Raw genomic sequence first — 14709 nt, 5'->3', positions numbered from 1 at the left:
GCGGGCCAGTCCGTCACCCCGACGGACGATTGCCATGGAAGAGCAAGAATAGTCGCCTGCCGGCTTCGCATCCAATGAGGAATTATCAAGAGCAATATAAAGAATGCTTATAATTAGCTCCTGATTGTTCACACGCTACCCACAAGATCCTCACAAGCTATACACCGGGATATCCACGGGCTTATCCACATCCCGGCTTGCTTGAAATGCAGAGCGATCACGGACGAAGACCATGGATCTGACGCAATTACGTGCTTTTATCGCAGTGGCCCACGAAGGCAACCTGACCCGGGCCGCCGAAAAACTGCACCTGACCCAGCCCGCGGTGAGCCTGCAGATCAAGGCGCTGCAGGAAAGCCTGGGCCTGGCCTTGTTCAATCGGAGTGCATCCGGCATGGTCCTCACCGCCGAGGGCAATACCTTGCTCCCGTTCGCCGAACGGGTGCTGGGCGATGTGCAGGAATTGCGGCGTCATGCGACCGGATTGCGTTCCAGCGACAACCTTCTTTCCGGCAGCCTGGCCATCGGCACCATCCTCGATCCGGAATTCATCCGGCTCGGTGCTTTCCTGAAGTTGCTGGTCGAGCGGCATCCGCAGTTGTCGACCCAGTTGTCGCATCACATGTCGGGTTCGGTTCTCAACGAAGTGCGCGCGGGCCAGCTGGACGTCGGATTTTTCCTGGGCGACCCGGGCAAGGGCTTTCATGCCATGACGCTGACTTCATTCAGCTACAACGTCATCGCCCCGGCTGGCTGGAAAAATCGCGTGTCGGGGAAAGGCTGGAAAGAACTGGCGCGCTTGCCGTGGATCTGGACCCCGCCAGAATCCGCACATCATCGCCTATTAAGCAAGATCTTCGCTCAAAATCAGACAAAACCGCAGACCGTTGCCCTAGTGGACCAGGAATCCTCCATGCTCGACCTGGTGAAATCCGGGGTCGGGCTTTCGCTGGCGCGGGAGTCCATCGCCTTGAGCCAAGCGCACGCCCATGGGTTGGTGATTGCGGATGCGGTCGAACTGTCGACCGAACTGAGCTTCATTACATTAGAAAAAAGACAACATGAAGCGGCCATCAAGGCTGTTTTCCAATTGCTGCAACAAGTCTGGCAAAGCTGAAACTGTAAAGAAACTTGCTTTGAAGACATCTCCGGTGGTTGCTCCATGGAAATCATGCTCTGAAATCCCCGTCTTCCTGCCGAACCTGAAGGACTTTTCTAGCTGATCAGCGGCTTGCCAAGGGCTTTTCAGCGGGTTTTGGTGTTTGAAAGCCAATTTTTTGGAAAGATGTCCACTGCGCACGCGCTTTCGGTTCTTTAATTTAGATGTGGATATATATAAGTAGTAGTAGTAGTTAACGTCGCCGAAAACTGTGGATAACTCGGTTTACACGAAAAAAATCAAGACTTTAGCTTTCTGATAAACGCTTGGTAAGCTTCTGCATTGCCGAGGCACAGATTCTGGACAATTTTTCGGCCGTGGATAAATCAGCGAGATATACCCAAAACGCCCAGCGGATATGCAGAGACTTATCCACAGGCGGCCTTCAAACCCCGGAAAATCACGGCATGGACCCCAAAAAAACATTCTTGATAGAAATCCAGCCCGCGGGTTTGCAATTTGAACAAGTTGCTGGAATGTCCTTGTTGCAATCTGGCTTGCGAGCCGGCGTCCGGCTCCCCAACTCTTGCCGCAATGGCACTTGCCGGACCTGCATGTGCAAATTGTCCACAGGCGAGATTGAATACCAGATCGAATGGCCCGGTCTTGCACGCGAAGAAAAGGCCGAAGGCTGGATCCTGCCGTGCGTGGCCGAGGCCCGCAGCGACCTGGTGCTCGATGTCCCGGGCGCGGTCGACCTGAAGGCCGGCTGATTTATCCACTGCGGTCATCAGCACGGGCCGTTATTGAGCTCACACCCCCATCCCGCCCTCTCCTGTGGATAAAAAAAGCTGGCGAAGGCACCGTACAGGGCCTTGGCTGGCTTTCTTTCCCACAGCGCTCTGCACCCTGCGTTCTTTTTGCTGGCGTTGCGCACGGGCTCGTCCAGGGCAGCTGCGGGCAATCCCCCCTGAAAACCTGCGTGCAGCCGCTTTTTTCTGCCGGTTCCAGCGCCTGGATCCCCGAATGACGGCGTTTTGGCCAAGTCAGTCGTGCCTCCGGTGTCCTGGTGACCAAGCCGCGTCGCGTGCGAAAGCGCGCGCGCTTAGGCTTTAAATCTAAGCTGTTTATAAAATTAGTAGTGATGGTTAACGTCCCGGGGGTACTGTGGATAACTTGGTTTACACAAGAAAAATCAGCCGTTTACGCAAAGGACAAAGCCTTGGGCAAGCTCTGTATGAGCCCATAACCGATCTTGGATAAAAATCCGCCTTTGGATAACTTTTTGACTTTTCCCCAAACGATGAAAAAGTTATTCAGAACTTTATCCACAGGCAGTTCCGAATTTGATGGATTCGATGCTGGCGGATAAAGATTTTCGAGAAGTCACCGATTTCGGACATTTGGTCACCGATTTACCCCCGTCGGACCGCCCAAAAGGGGAGCTAGCCCCGGGTTTGAGGGGATTTTCTCCACAGGCATCAAAAGCGTACGTACTGCAAGCGACAAGATGCAGCCCTGAAATGACACCGGGCCAGGGAAGTTATCCCCTGGCCCGGCGGCAAGAATCTTCACGTTTTGCAGCTGCCTAATTTTTAGGCGCGCGCTTTTGCACAGTGCTTTTGCCCGGTGGAGGCGCCTGCGGTGCTTTCTTCACTTCTTCCAGTAATTGGCCACACTCGGCCTTCTGGTCACCGTCGATATTGATGAGGGGCAGGATGGCCGTCACCGGTGCCAGCAGGCCCAGTGCCACGGCACCACCGGCACGCAGGGCCAGTACCCCCTTATCCACGCCCACATCCGGATTCTTGAAGCTGCCCTTCACGTACAGCGGGGAGCGCAGCGAGATGATGCGCAAGCCCTTGCTGCGCGGATGAACGTTCAGGTCCAGCAGTTCGCGCTTCATGTCGATGCTGCCATCGACCACGATCAGGGCATCTTCGGTGTCCAGCAGCAGGGTCTTCACGGTCATGACGCCGTCATGCACCGGCAGGTCGCCGGCAAGGCAATTGAGCTTGACCTCCTTGTCGCCGAACAGCTTGCTGATGACCACGTTGCCCACATTGAGCCCGGCCGCCTCCAGCAGGAATTTGCTGATGGCGCCTTGGTTGACCAGGGTCTTCACTTCGCCATTGGCCGAACCCAGCATGGCGGCCACCGAGTTGCCGGTGGCGCTCAGCTTCGCATCGCCGTTGATCTCGCCGAAGCTGGTGCGCGAGGCATCGAGCTGGGGATAGAGTTTCTGGATCTTCAGCTTGCGTGCAGAGAGCTTCATCTCGGACTTCATCCGCGCCGCCTGGCCGTCCAGCCGGATGGTGGAGGTGAGATTGCCGCCGGCCACGCCGAAGTTCAGGGGATCAAGCGTGAGCACCTTGTCCTTGAGGATCAGGTGCGCCTGCAGGTCGCTGATGGGCAGTCCCTTCTGGCGGGTGATGCTTTTTCCCGTGAAGCGCACATCCGCATCCAGCGCGCCCCAGGCATCGGTACTGAAGGTCTTGACCGGCAGCACCTTGTCACCGGGCTGGCGCTCCTCCGCGCCGCGCTGGGCTTTCTCGGCGTTGGAGTCGGCGCCGATCAAAGGGGCCAGGTCGTCAAAGCGCAGCACATTGGACGTCAGCGCGCCAGTCAGTTGGGGACGTGCGCCACCGGTCAGGTAGTCCAGGCTGCCGTTGAGATCGCTGTCGCCGACCTTGCCGCTGAAGTCCTGGTAATGCCATTCGCTGCGTTGCGGCGAGATCTTGCCGATCAGGCGACCCTCGGTGGCAAAGGGCGGCGTTTCCGGCAGCAGCACGCCGGTCAGCGGATAGAGATTGCCCATGCTGGCACCCGCAATCGAGAGCCGCAAGTCCAGCGCGGCCAGTTCAGCCGGCTTGGTCAGGGTGCCGCGCACGCCGATGGCGGTCTTGCCGACCTTCACCTGTGCTTGCAGCGGATACGGTTGCTGCTGGTCCTGCAGCGAAAGTACCCCGCCGGCCTTGCCCTCTCCCGACACCGGCGCGCCGTTGAAACTGCCGGCCAGCTTCCAGCCCAGTCCGTAGACTTTTTCCTTGTCGGGATCGAGGGTGTCGATGTCGGCCTTGATATTGATCTTTTGCACAGCGTCGTCGAGCGCAAGCTTGCCCTGGCGCAGGCTGATGCGGCCCAGTTGCAGCTGCCAGGAAGACGGCGTGCCGTTGTCGGTCTTGAAGGTCCAGTTGTTCACAGCCTCGCGGTTGCGCAGCAGCGATACGGAAGGATCCTGCACCTCCAGCGACGGCAGGGAAATCTTGTGCACAAGCAGCGGCAAGGGATTGAGCGTGAAAGTGACCTGCCGCACCGTCGCCATCTGCCCCGAGCTGGCGAAGGCTGCCGGATTGCCCAGGCGCAGGTTCTCCGCCTGCAGGCGCGGCCACGGTACCCAGCGCGCCCAGAATCCCGCCGGCGGGGTGGTCGGCTCCGGCCGATGCCAGTGCAGGGAGAGATTGCCGTCGATGGCGAATTCGCGCCCGGTGGCCTCGGAGACGCGGGTATTGATCCAGGGCTTGGCCCGGTTCCAGTCGAAGGTGAGGATGAAAATGACCGCGGCGGCGATCACGAGGAGGAGGCTGGCAAGCAGCCAAAGGAGGATTCTGGTCAGGCGCGGCATCGGGTCGGCTTCCCTGGTTGGGGTGATCAACAGGCGCCGATGCCCGCGCGGGGCGGCTTTCCGGGCGCCTGTCTCAGGGACGCCTGTGGATGAATCAGTTCGGAAAAGCCCTTTGCCGCACGCGCTGCTTCAGCGCTTCATGTTGATACGACCGAATTCGTCGTGGGTTGTTGCAGACAAGTGCGCACGCAGCCACTTGTGGGCCGGATTGCGGGCGTCGCGTTCATGCCAGAGCATGTCCACGTGTTCTTCCGGGGTCTGGAAGGGCAATTCCTTCACCACCAGCGCCTCGGCCATGCCGGTGGCGGCCACCAGGTGGCGCGGCAGCACGGTGATGAGCTCGGAGCTGGCCACGATGCGCCCGGCCGTGAAGAACTGGTTCACCGTCAGCAGGATCTTGCGCTCGCGGTTCATGCCCGCCAGCACGTCATCGATGACCGCATGGGGTTTGCCGGACAGGCTCACCAGCAGGTGGTCGGCGCTGCAATAACTGTCCAGCGTCAGCGGCTGGCCGGCCAGCGGATGGTTCTTGTGCATCACGCAGACATATTGCCCGGTATAGAGCCGCGCATGGCTGATCTGGCTCTTGGCCATGCCCTGGCCATCGGCCAGCTGCGCGGTCACGCCGGGGAAGAAACCTACGGCCAGGTCGATGTCGCCGCGCAGCAGCATGGCGCGCGGGTCGCGGGTCGTCAGCGGCATCATGCGGATCTTGATGCGCGGGGCGTCGCGCATGATGGTGCGCACCAGCGAGGGCAGCCACAGCGCGGCCGTGGCATCGACCATCGCCATCCGGAAGGTGTTCTGGGCGCGCGAAATGTCGAAGCTTTCCGGCGCGATCACCGCTTCCAGCTCCGAGAGCGCCCGGCGCACCGTCGGCCACAGCTCTTCGGCGCGCGGCGTGGGCTTCACACCGTGGGCGGTGCGAATGACCAGGTCATCGTTGAGGGTGTCGCGCAGGCGGCGTAGCGCATTGGAGACAGCCGGCTGCGTCATGGCCAGCAAATTGGCGGCGCGCGTGAGGTTCTGCTCGGTCATGACGGCGTCGAATACGCGCAACAGGTTCAGGTCCAGGGTGAGAAAGCTCATAGGGCGGGCCTTTGCGGCGGTAAGGAGAGGCAGTGTGGACGCCGGTGATCGCCGGCAGAAAGATTATTCACAGATTATATAACTGATATCCGAAACGGAAAGTGGGCAAACAAATGTGAGTTCACTACACTGCAATGCAACATAACACACAACGTCAAGGATCGAATCATGGCAACCATCGCACAAAGCACCAACAGCACCTTCAAGAGCAAGTTCGCCGCCGTCATGCGCAACATCTTCATCCACTTCGTCAAGGCCCACGAGCTGCAAGCCGTTGCTCTGGTTGCCGCCGAACAGGATCGCGCTACCGGCGCCCGCCAGCTGAACCGCATGGCCGACAAGTTCGAAGCCACCCAGCCGAACCTGGCTGCTGAACTGCGCTTCATCGCTTCGCGCGGTTAATTGAAGGTTTCTGCTTCACCAGATTCAAGTTTTACCGGTCGCGCATGACTTCTGCGTGACCTTGGCATCAGCCCCGAGCGGCCGATGCCGGTAGTGAAGGATTTCGGTAGTTCCCGGCGCGTACGGCGCTTATGTTGACGCTGATTCGATCAACGCGTCAGGACACCGATCCGTTGTCTCCTCCTCCCTCTTTAGGAAGGATTAACCCCGCAGGCCCAGCCTGTGGGGTTTTTTTTCGTGGGTCCGCGACAAGCCGCAACCGGCGGACTTCCTGTCCTTGGAGGCTTCATCTCCGCATCGCCGGATATGAGCGTTTCGCCCGATTCCCCATGCCAGATATTCAGCGCGCCCGGCCTTGGCGTCAAACCCCGTTGTAAATCTGCATCAGTGCCGTCAAGAAAGGGCCGCCCGGACGACTGCATCGGCACACGCTGGTGATCTTGTCTCCCGCTTGAAGCGGGTTCCGGGGCGATATGAAGAATTTTGTGGCCAGAAACCGCTTTATTCACAAACGCTATAACTGATATGAGAACTCTAAAGTAGTCATACAGGAGGCGAACCATCATACTGCGACGCAACAACAGTGAACTTGAACGCCGCGCAATCGTGCCGCGGCCTGATTATCAGAGGTAGAAATATCATGTCCTTCCTGAACCTGGCCTTTCCCGCAGAAGCAGCCCTGCCCTTCGCGCAGTCCTTCCTCGGTTTGATGGCGGCTTATGTCCGTCCGGCGCTGGGTCTGGGTGCACTGGTGACCCTGGTGATGGTGTTCAAGCCGCTGATCCTGGGACTGGCGCAAGCCGCCGTGCTGCTGGTCAAGCCGCGCAAGTCGCTGGAGCAACGCATCCTGGCGCACAAGTTCAGCGGCAAGATGATGTTGAACCGCATGGCCAACGAATACAGCCTGTCCCAACCAAGTTTTGCCGCCGAACTGCGCAACATGGCCGCGCGTGACTGATCCAGTCCCCGCCTGACCGTAGTTCGAGGCCCACCGGCTTCTGGTCGTGTAGTTGAAGTTTTGTAGTACGTACTGTGTCTCCTCCTCCCTCTTTAGGAAGGATTAGCCCCGCCAGCGCAAGCTCGCGGGGCTTTTTTTGTCCACAGCCCGCGTCATGGGCGGCGGCAATCGTGATAACTTGTCCATCTGACTATCCTTACAGCCTTACCGCAAGACATCATGTGCCAGCTTCTCGGGATGAACTGCAACACCCCCACCGACATCGTCTTCAGCTTCACCGGCTTTGCCACCCGTGGCGGGCTGACCGACCATCACCGCGATGGCTGGGGGATCGCCTTCTTCGAGGGCTCCGGGGTACGCACCTTCGTCGATCACCAGGCCGCCGTGGATTCGCCGGTGGCCGAGCTGATCAAGCGCTATCCGATCAAGTCGCAGCATGTCATCGCCCATATCCGCAAGGCCACCCAAGGCCGCGTCACGCTGGCCAACTGCCATCCCTTCGTGCGCGAACTCTGGGGCCGCTATTGGGTGTTTGCCCACAATGGTGACCTGAAAAACTTCACCCCCACGCTGGACGGGCCTTTCCGGCCGGTCGGCACCACCGATAGTGAACTGGCCTTCTGCTTCATCCTGCAGGAGATGCGCAAGCGCTTTGGCGATACCCTGCCCTTGCTGGCCGACCTGCGCGTGGCGTTGCGCGAGATCGTCGACGGCATCGCCAGCCATGGCACCTTCAACATGCTGCTCTCGGATGGCTCGGCGCTGTACACCCACTGCTCCACCAATCTCTATTACATCGTCCGCCAGCATCCCTTTGCCAAGGCCAAGCTCTCGGATGAGGATCTGTCGGTCGATTTTTCGGAAGTCACCACCACCCATGACCGGGTGGCCGTGATCGTCACCCAGCCGCTGACCAATAATGAAGTCTGGACGCAATACCAGGCCGGTGAAATGAAGGTCTTTGTCGACGGTGCCGTGGTCGATTGAGGCCGGCCAGTTATCTTGTCCACAGCCTGAATTTCACGGCATTTCATTTGTCCACAGGGAAAATCGGGGACAGGATCCAGCCTGCTCCCGTGTTTTGCACAGGCTGTTACAAAAAACCTCGTCCCCAAGGATGAGCTTGCGTTTTCCACAAGCGCACCACTCTGTCCCCCTATCACCCGCCCCTCAAGCGCCTTTGCGTGAACGCGACGCAGATGGCTGCTGCGCAGCCTGTGGATAGATCAAGTTTTTCAGGGTTTTTTGCCGGTTCGCCTGTGGATAACTTCAGTTTACCGGAGTAGAATGCGTCCCTCGTTTCGCGCCCGGACGACTTCGTCCACAGGCCCGTCCGCAGGACGCGGCAGTCGGGCGCCGCAATCATCCGACAAGAAAGCTTCATGGAAAACTTCTGGCAGGCCTGCTCCCACAAACTTGAGCAGGAGCTGACGCCTCAGCAATACAGCGCCTGGATCAAGCCGCTGGTCCCGCTCGACTTCGAGGACGGGCTGCTGCGCATTGCCGCGCCCAATCGTTTCAAGCTGGACTGGGTCAAGACGCAGTTCGCCAACCGCATCACCGCGCTGGCCTGCGAATACTGGGACGCGCCCACCGAAGTGCAGTTCGTGCTGGACCCGCGCGGCAACCAGGGCCGCCGCCCGGCCGCCAATGCGCAAGCCAATGGCGGTGGCGCCAGCGGCCTGGGCCTGCCCAACCACGAGCAGCTGCACCTGGATCCGGAACCGGCCCAGCCGGTACGCGCGGTGGCCCCGCGCCAGGAACAGTCGCGCATCAACCCGGTGCTGACCTTCGACAACCTGGTCACCGGTAAAGCCAACCAGCTCGCGCGCGCAGCGGCTACCCAGGTGGCCAACAACCCCGGCACGTCCTACAACCCGCTGTTCCTGTACGGCGGTGTGGGCCTGGGTAAAACCCACATCATCCACGCCATCGGCAACCAGGTGCTTGTGGATAACCCGGGCGCCAAGATCCGCTACATCCACGCCGAGCAGTACGTGCGCGACGTGGTGACGGCCTACCAGCGCAAGGGCTTTGACGATTTCAAGCGCTATTACCACTCGCTGGACCTGCTGCTGATCGACGATATCCAGTTCTTCGGCGGCAAGAGCCGCACCCAGGAAGAATTCTTCTACGCCTTCGAAGCGCTGATCGCGGCCAAGAAGCAGATCATCATCACCAGTGATACCTATCCCAAGGAAATCAGCGGCATGGATGACCGCCTGATCTCCCGCTTCGACTCCGGCCTGACGGTGGCCATCGAGCCGCCCGAGCTGGAGATGCGGGTGGCGATCCTGATGAAGAAAGCCTCCGCCGAAGACGTGGTGCTGTCCGACGACGTCGCCTTCTTCGTGGCCAAGCACCTGCGTTCGAACGTCCGCGAGCTGGAAGGCGCGCTGCGCAAGATCCTGGCCTACTCCCGTTTCCACGGCAAGGACATCACCATCGACGTGGTCAAGGAAGCCCTGAAGGACTTGCTCTCGGTGCAGAACCGCCAGATCTCGGTGGAAAACATCCAGAAGACCGTGGCCGACTTCTTCAACATCAAGGTCGCGGACATGTATTCCAAGAAGCGCCCGGCCAACATTGCCCGCCCGCGCCAGATCGCCATGTACCTGGCCAAGGAGCTGACCCAGAAGAGCCTGCCGGAAATCGGCGACCTCTTCGGCGGGCGCGACCACACCACCGTGCTGCACGCGGTGCGCAAGATCGCCGCCGACCGTGCCAAGAGCCCGGAATGCAACCACGAACTGCACGTGCTGGAGCAAACCCTGAAGGGTTGATCCGGCCAGCAAGGGCGCGAAAACGCCTGTGGATAAATCGACATGCCGCCCGCTTCCAGCGTGAACCGGGCGGCATTTCTTTTCCCCAGGCAATGCAGCAAAACGACGGTGAATTTGGTCAAAATCGCCTGTGGATAATTGAAAAATGCCGCCTTCGGCGGCATATGGAAGAAAAGACAACACGCCCGTCCTCCCCTCCTTTTTTGCCTTCGGCCGGCCCTCCCTGCCCCCTGCCGCACTACTCCGAAGAGGGGATGATTGGTACAATGGAAGGCGTTATTTCGCAGGCGGACGCAAGGGCCGGCCATGGAGTAGGAAATCCGCGAAGTAGCACGGAAACTTCGAATAAATACCCGGCAAGATCCGGCAAAAGTATTCAAATGTTCCAAACGTATAGCCAAGTGGTTCTGGCTGCCCGGGTTTGTCAGGCGCAGATGGACAATGCCGGGTCGCTGTATCACCAGCTCTTCGGGAACGGGTATCGGACCGGCAGCGGCCGGTCATGCACTAGCAGGAGCGTTGCGTATTTCAGGAAGTGAGTTCTGCAGTGCGTCGGGCAGGTTGCACTGCAGGCAGCAGCTGTTTTTCACCAGAGGAGGAACACGCGCGACATGGGCATGACTGAACGCCGGCCAACGGCGCCCTTTAAACCACTATTAGCAAGGACAAACTGACTATGCAATTGGTTAAAACCCAACGAGACACGCTCCTGCGTCCTCTGCAGATCGTGAGTGGTATTGTCGAGCGTCGGCACACATTGCCGATTCTGGCCAATATTCTCATTCGCAAGGACGGCGAGAAGGTGTCTTTCCTGTCCACCGACATCGAAGTGCAGATCACCACGCACGCCGACGTCGGTTCGGGTAGCGAGTCCACGGCCACCACGGTGGCTGCCCGCAAGCTGCTCGACATCCTGCGCGCCCTGCCGGATTCCGGTGAAGTGTCGGTCTCCCTCTCCAACAAGCGTCTGACCGTGCAATCGGGCAAGTCCCGCTTTGCCCTGCAGACCCTGGCCGCCGAAGAGTTCCCGACCGTCGCCCAGGCCGAGCACTACAACGCCCAGGTCAACCTGCCGCAGAAGACCCTGAAGCACCTGTTCAACATGGTTCACTTCGCCATGGCCCAGCAGGACATCCGTTACTACCTCAACGGCCTGCTGCTGGTGGTGGAAGGCAAGAACGTCATCGCGGTCGCCACCGACGGCCACCGCCTGGCCTTCTGCCAGGTCGAGACCGAGCAGGACTTCCCGCGCCAGGAAGTCATCATCCCGCGCAAGACCATCATCGAGCTGCAACGCCTGCTCGACGACAGCGATGATGAAGTCCAGCTGCAGATCGCCAACAACCAGGTCAAGCTGACCTTCGCCGACATCGAGCTGATCTCCAAGCTGGTGGAAGGCAAGTTCCCCGACTACACCCGCGTGGTGCCCAAGGGCTACAAGAACAGCTTCACCATCAGCCGCGACCAGCTGCTGCGCTCGCTGCAACGCGCGGCCATCATGACCAGCGACAAGTTCAAGGGCGTACGCTGGGTGATCGCACCGGGCAGCCTGAAGATCAGCTCCACCAATGCCGACCAGGAAGAAGCGGTCGAAGAACTGGAAATCGACTACGGCGGCGACACCGTCGACATCGGTTTCAACGTCAGCTACCTGCTCGACGTGCTCAACAACCTCAAGAACGACTACGTCAACATCGCCCTGGGCGATGCCAACTCGTCGGCCCTGATCACCATTCCTGACAACGCCGACTTCAAGTACGTCGTCATGCCGATGCGGATCTGAGCAAGCCCGCTCCATGCGCCCGAGGGGCCGTCCCAGACGGCCCCTCGGTTGCTTTTAAGAATTCCAAAGATTCGTCCCCAGAATTCCGTTTTTTGCAGCTCCCTAGTCGTTTGGCTAGCATTTTCAGAAGGTAACCATGTCCTCCAGCCCCGCAGACAACACCAATTCCGCGCAACAAAGCTATGGCGCTTCTTCCATCCAGATCCTGGAAGGCCTGGAGGCGGTGCGCAAGCGTCCCGGCATGTACATTGGCGACACCTCTGACGGCACCGGCCTGCACCACCTGGTGTTCGAAGTGCTGGACAACTCGATCGACGAAGCCCTGGCCGGCTACTGCAGCGAGATCCACGTCACCATCCACGCCGACAATTCCATCTCGATCACCGACAACGGCCGCGGCATTCCCACGGGCCTGAAGATGGACGACAAGCACGAACCCAAGCGTTCGGCCGCCGAAATCGTGATGACCGAACTGCACGCCGGCGGCAAGTTCGACCAGAACTCCTACAAGGTCTCCGGCGGCCTGCACGGCGTGGGCGTGTCCTGCGTGAATGCACTGTCGAAGAAGCTGAAGCTCACCATCCGCCGCGACGGCCGTGTCCACGCGATGGAATTCGCCAAGGGCATCGTGCAGAACCGCGAGCTGGAGATGATCGATGGCGTGCAGGTCTCCCCGATCAAGGTCGTGGGCGAATCCGACAAGCGCGGCACCGAAGTCCACTTCTGGGCCGACGAAGAAATCTTCACCCACGTTGAATTCCACTACGAGATCCTGGCCAAGCGTATCCGTGAATTGTCCTTCCTGAACAATGGCGTTCATATCAAGCTGACCGACCAGCGTACCGGCAAGGAAGAGGACTTCGCCTTCGAAGGCGGCACGCGCGGCTTCGTGGAATACATCAACAAGAACAAGAGCATCCTCAACCCGACCATTTTCCAGGCCACCGGCGAGAAGCAATCCGACCAGGGCACGCTGGTGTCGGTGGACGTGTCGATGCAATGGAACGACGCCTTCAACGAGCAGGTGCTGTGCTTCACCAACAACATCCCGCAGCGTGACGGCGGCACCCACCTGACCGGCCTGCGCGCCGCGATGACCCGCGTCATCAACAAGTACATCGAAGAAAACGATCTCGCCAAGAAGGCCAAGGTCGAGATCTCCGGCGACGACATGCGCGAAGGCCTGACCTGCGTGCTGTCGGTGAAGGTGCCGGAACCGAAGTTCAGCTCGCAGACCAAGGACAAGCTGGTCTCCAGCGAAGTGCGCGGCCCCGTGGAAGAAATCGTCGCCAAGACCCTGACCGACTTCCTCGCCGAGAAGCCGAACGATGCCAAGATCATCTGCGGCAAGATCGTCGAAGCCGCACGTGCCCGTGAGGCCGCCCGCAAGGCACGCGAACTGACGCGCCGCAAGGGCGTGATGGATGGTTTGGGTTTGTCTTCCAAGCTGGCCGATTGCCAGGAACGCGACCCGGCCCTGTGCGAGCTGTACATCGTCGAGGGAGACTCCGCAGGTGGCTCGGCCAAGCAAGGCCGCGACCGCAAGTTCCAGGCCATCCTGCCGCTGCGCGGCAAGGTCTTGAACGTGGAGAAGGCGCGCTTCGAGAAGATGCTCTCTTCCGAGCAGATCACGACGCTCATCGCGACCCTGGGCACGAGCATCGGTGCTGACGAATTCAATCCGGACAAGCTGCGTTACCACCGCATCATCATCATGACCGATGCGGACGTTGACGGCGCTCACATCCGCACGCTGCTGCTGACGCTCTTCTATCGCCAGATGCCGGCGCTGGTCGAACGCGGCCACATCTACATCGCTCAGCCGCCGCTGTACAAGGTCAAGGCAGGCAAGGACGAGCGCTACCTGAAGGACGACTTCGAGGAAGCGCAGTACATGATGCAGATCGCCCTGAACGACGCCGAGATCAAGCCTTCCGAAGGTGCTGCGCCGATCAGTGGCGAAGCGCTGGTGGAACTGGCACGCCAGTACAACACGGCCAACGCGATCATCATGCGCCTGTCGCGCGCCATCGATGAATCGGCCCTGAACGCCATCATGACCGGCGGCGTGGCGCTGAAGATGGACAACATCGAGCAGGCCACCGCCACCGCGGAAGAACTGAAGAAGGCCATCAACGACATCAACATCGACGTGCAGGCGCGCGTGGATGAGCATAGCGAGAAGGTGGCGCTGCATATTCATCGTCGCCAGCATGGCAACATCAAGGCGACCGTGATCGATGCGGACTTCGTGAGCGGCCCGGATTACCAGCAGCTGTCGACGGCGGCCGAGACCTTCAAGGGACTCATCGGCAAGGGCGCCATCGTGGCGCGCGGCCAGGGCGAGAAGCGCAAGGAATCGGTCATCACCGAATTCCGCCAGGCCATGGCCTGGTTGCGTGATGAGGCTGAGCGTGGCGTCAACAAGCAGCGTTACAAAGGTCTGGGTGAGATGAATCCCGAGCAGCTGTGGGAAACCACCATGGATCCGACCGTGCGCCGTTTGCTGAAGGTGCAGATCGAGGACGCGATTGCTGCGGATCAGATCTTCATGACCTTGATGGGCGATGATGTGGAGCCGCGTCGGGCGTTTATTGAATCTAATGCGTTGCAGGCGGGGAATATTGACGTTTGACTTTTTGTGTAGATAGACACATAACCTGAGAAAAAAGGGTTCATATATGAGAAATATATGAACCTTTTTTTTTGTGCTATCAGCTCTGCATGATGCTCAGTTTCCATATTTTCCGGCGGCGCTGAACTGAATACTGATAGGAATTCACGGAGATTGGCGCTCTACCAATTCGAAGAAATAATTGTCTTAGGGCGTGTATCAACTGAATATTGTTGATTTGCTCGCGGATTTGACCCTCTCCATTTGACCCACCTTCCACCGTCTACCAAAGGCGGCCACGCGGTCGTACGACCCTTCATATCCCAGCTCTTTTAAATCCAGGAACATCTGTTTCA

Annotated in this window: 10 protein-coding genes; 8 read left to right on the top strand and 2 right to left on the bottom strand. The window is 59.4% G+C overall.

Translation table 11 applies throughout. The features are described 5' to 3' along the window. The first annotated feature begins 232 nt into the window (after positions 1 to 232). Together FYB76_RS22180 and FYB76_RS22175 are read left to right on the top strand one after the other, a co-directional pair. Positions 233 to 1117 carry a LysR family transcriptional regulator gene (locus FYB76_RS22180; protein ID WP_154135084.1) on the top strand — a complete coding sequence of 295 codons (885 nt, stop codon included), beginning with the start codon at positions 233 to 235 and terminating at the stop codon, positions 1115 to 1117. 449 nt (positions 1118 to 1566) lie between these two features. Continuing rightward, entirely contained in the window at positions 1567 to 1872 is a 306-nt protein-coding gene (locus tag FYB76_RS22175) for a 2Fe-2S iron-sulfur cluster-binding protein (protein ID WP_154135083.1), read from the top strand. Between the two features lie 815 nt (positions 1873 to 2687). On the opposite strand, the gene FYB76_RS22170 is transcribed toward FYB76_RS22175, so the two are convergent. Beyond that, entirely contained in the window at positions 2688 to 4724 is a 2037-nt protein-coding gene (locus FYB76_RS22170) for an AsmA family protein (RefSeq protein WP_195724701.1), read from the bottom strand. A gap of 129 nt (positions 4725 to 4853) precedes the next feature. Then, on the bottom strand, positions 4854 to 5813 hold the full coding sequence (locus FYB76_RS22165; RefSeq protein WP_034330421.1) for a LysR family transcriptional regulator: 960 nt from the start codon (positions 5811 to 5813) through the stop codon (positions 4854 to 4856). 168 nt (positions 5814 to 5981) lie between these two features. On the opposite strand from FYB76_RS22165, the gene FYB76_RS22160 reads away from it, so the two are divergent. The 6 genes from FYB76_RS22160 (at position 5982) to gyrB (ending at position 14374) form a co-directional block, all read left to right on the top strand. Then, the gene (locus FYB76_RS22160) at positions 5982 to 6215 is read left to right on the top strand and encodes a hypothetical protein (protein ID WP_034330420.1); all 234 of its coding nucleotides are present in this window, start codon (positions 5982 to 5984) and stop codon (positions 6213 to 6215) included. Positions 6216 to 6855: 640 nt separating this feature from the next. Continuing rightward, a complete protein-coding gene (locus FYB76_RS22155) occupies positions 6856 to 7173 on the top strand; it encodes a hypothetical protein (protein WP_088756963.1) in 318 nt (105 codons plus the stop codon). Positions 7174 to 7392: 219 nt separating this feature from the next. Further along, positions 7393 to 8160, top strand: coding sequence for a class II glutamine amidotransferase (locus tag FYB76_RS22150; RefSeq protein ID WP_088756964.1), 768 nt, complete (start codon positions 7393 to 7395; stop codon positions 8158 to 8160). Positions 8161 to 8555: 395 nt separating this feature from the next. Then, positions 8556 to 9956 carry a chromosomal replication initiator protein DnaA gene (dnaA, locus tag FYB76_RS22145; RefSeq protein WP_008333930.1) on the top strand — a complete coding sequence of 467 codons (1401 nt, stop codon included), beginning with the start codon at positions 8556 to 8558 and terminating at the stop codon, positions 9954 to 9956. 676 nt (positions 9957 to 10632) lie between these two features. Further along, a complete protein-coding gene (gene dnaN / locus FYB76_RS22140) occupies positions 10633 to 11739 on the top strand; it encodes a DNA polymerase III subunit beta (RefSeq protein ID WP_039782907.1) in 1107 nt (368 codons plus the stop codon). Between the two features lie 136 nt (positions 11740 to 11875). Then, positions 11876 to 14374: a DNA topoisomerase (ATP-hydrolyzing) subunit B gene (gene gyrB / locus FYB76_RS22135; protein WP_154135081.1), complete on the top strand. Its 2499-nt coding sequence runs from the start codon at positions 11876 to 11878 to the stop codon at positions 14372 to 14374. The last annotated feature ends 335 nt before the right edge of the window (positions 14375 to 14709 follow it).

The sequence above is a fragment of the Herbaspirillum sp. CAH-3 genome, from assembly GCF_009668275.1.
GTDB lineage: Bacteria > Pseudomonadota > Gammaproteobacteria > Burkholderiales > Burkholderiaceae_D > Herbaspirillum > Herbaspirillum aquaticum.
This window is presented reverse-complemented; position numbering and strand designations above follow the sequence as displayed.

What these genes read in the sequence shown, in the direction of transcription:
- FYB76_RS22180 (WP_154135084.1), top strand. Translation starts at nt 233, where the DNA reads ATGGATCTGACGCAATTACGTGCTTTTATCGCAGTGGCCCACGAAGGC.
- FYB76_RS22175 (WP_154135083.1), top strand. Translation starts at nt 1,567, where the DNA reads ATGGACCCCAAAAAAACATTCTTGATAGAAATCCAGCCCGCGGGTTTG.
- FYB76_RS22170 (WP_195724701.1), bottom strand. Translation starts at nt 4,724, where the DNA reads ATGCCGCGCCTGACCAGAATCCTCCTTTGGCTGCTTGCCAGCCTCCTC.
- FYB76_RS22165 (WP_034330421.1), bottom strand. Translation starts at nt 5,813, where the DNA reads ATGAGCTTTCTCACCCTGGACCTGAACCTGTTGCGCGTATTCGACGCC.
- FYB76_RS22160 (WP_034330420.1), top strand. Translation starts at nt 5,982, where the DNA reads ATGGCAACCATCGCACAAAGCACCAACAGCACCTTCAAGAGCAAGTTC.
- FYB76_RS22155 (WP_088756963.1), top strand. Translation starts at nt 6,856, where the DNA reads ATGTCCTTCCTGAACCTGGCCTTTCCCGCAGAAGCAGCCCTGCCCTTC.
- FYB76_RS22150 (WP_088756964.1), top strand. Translation starts at nt 7,393, where the DNA reads ATGTGCCAGCTTCTCGGGATGAACTGCAACACCCCCACCGACATCGTC.
- dnaA (WP_008333930.1), top strand. Translation starts at nt 8,556, where the DNA reads ATGGAAAACTTCTGGCAGGCCTGCTCCCACAAACTTGAGCAGGAGCTG.
- dnaN (WP_039782907.1), top strand. Translation starts at nt 10,633, where the DNA reads ATGCAATTGGTTAAAACCCAACGAGACACGCTCCTGCGTCCTCTGCAG.
- gyrB (WP_154135081.1), top strand. Translation starts at nt 11,876, where the DNA reads ATGTCCTCCAGCCCCGCAGACAACACCAATTCCGCGCAACAAAGCTAT.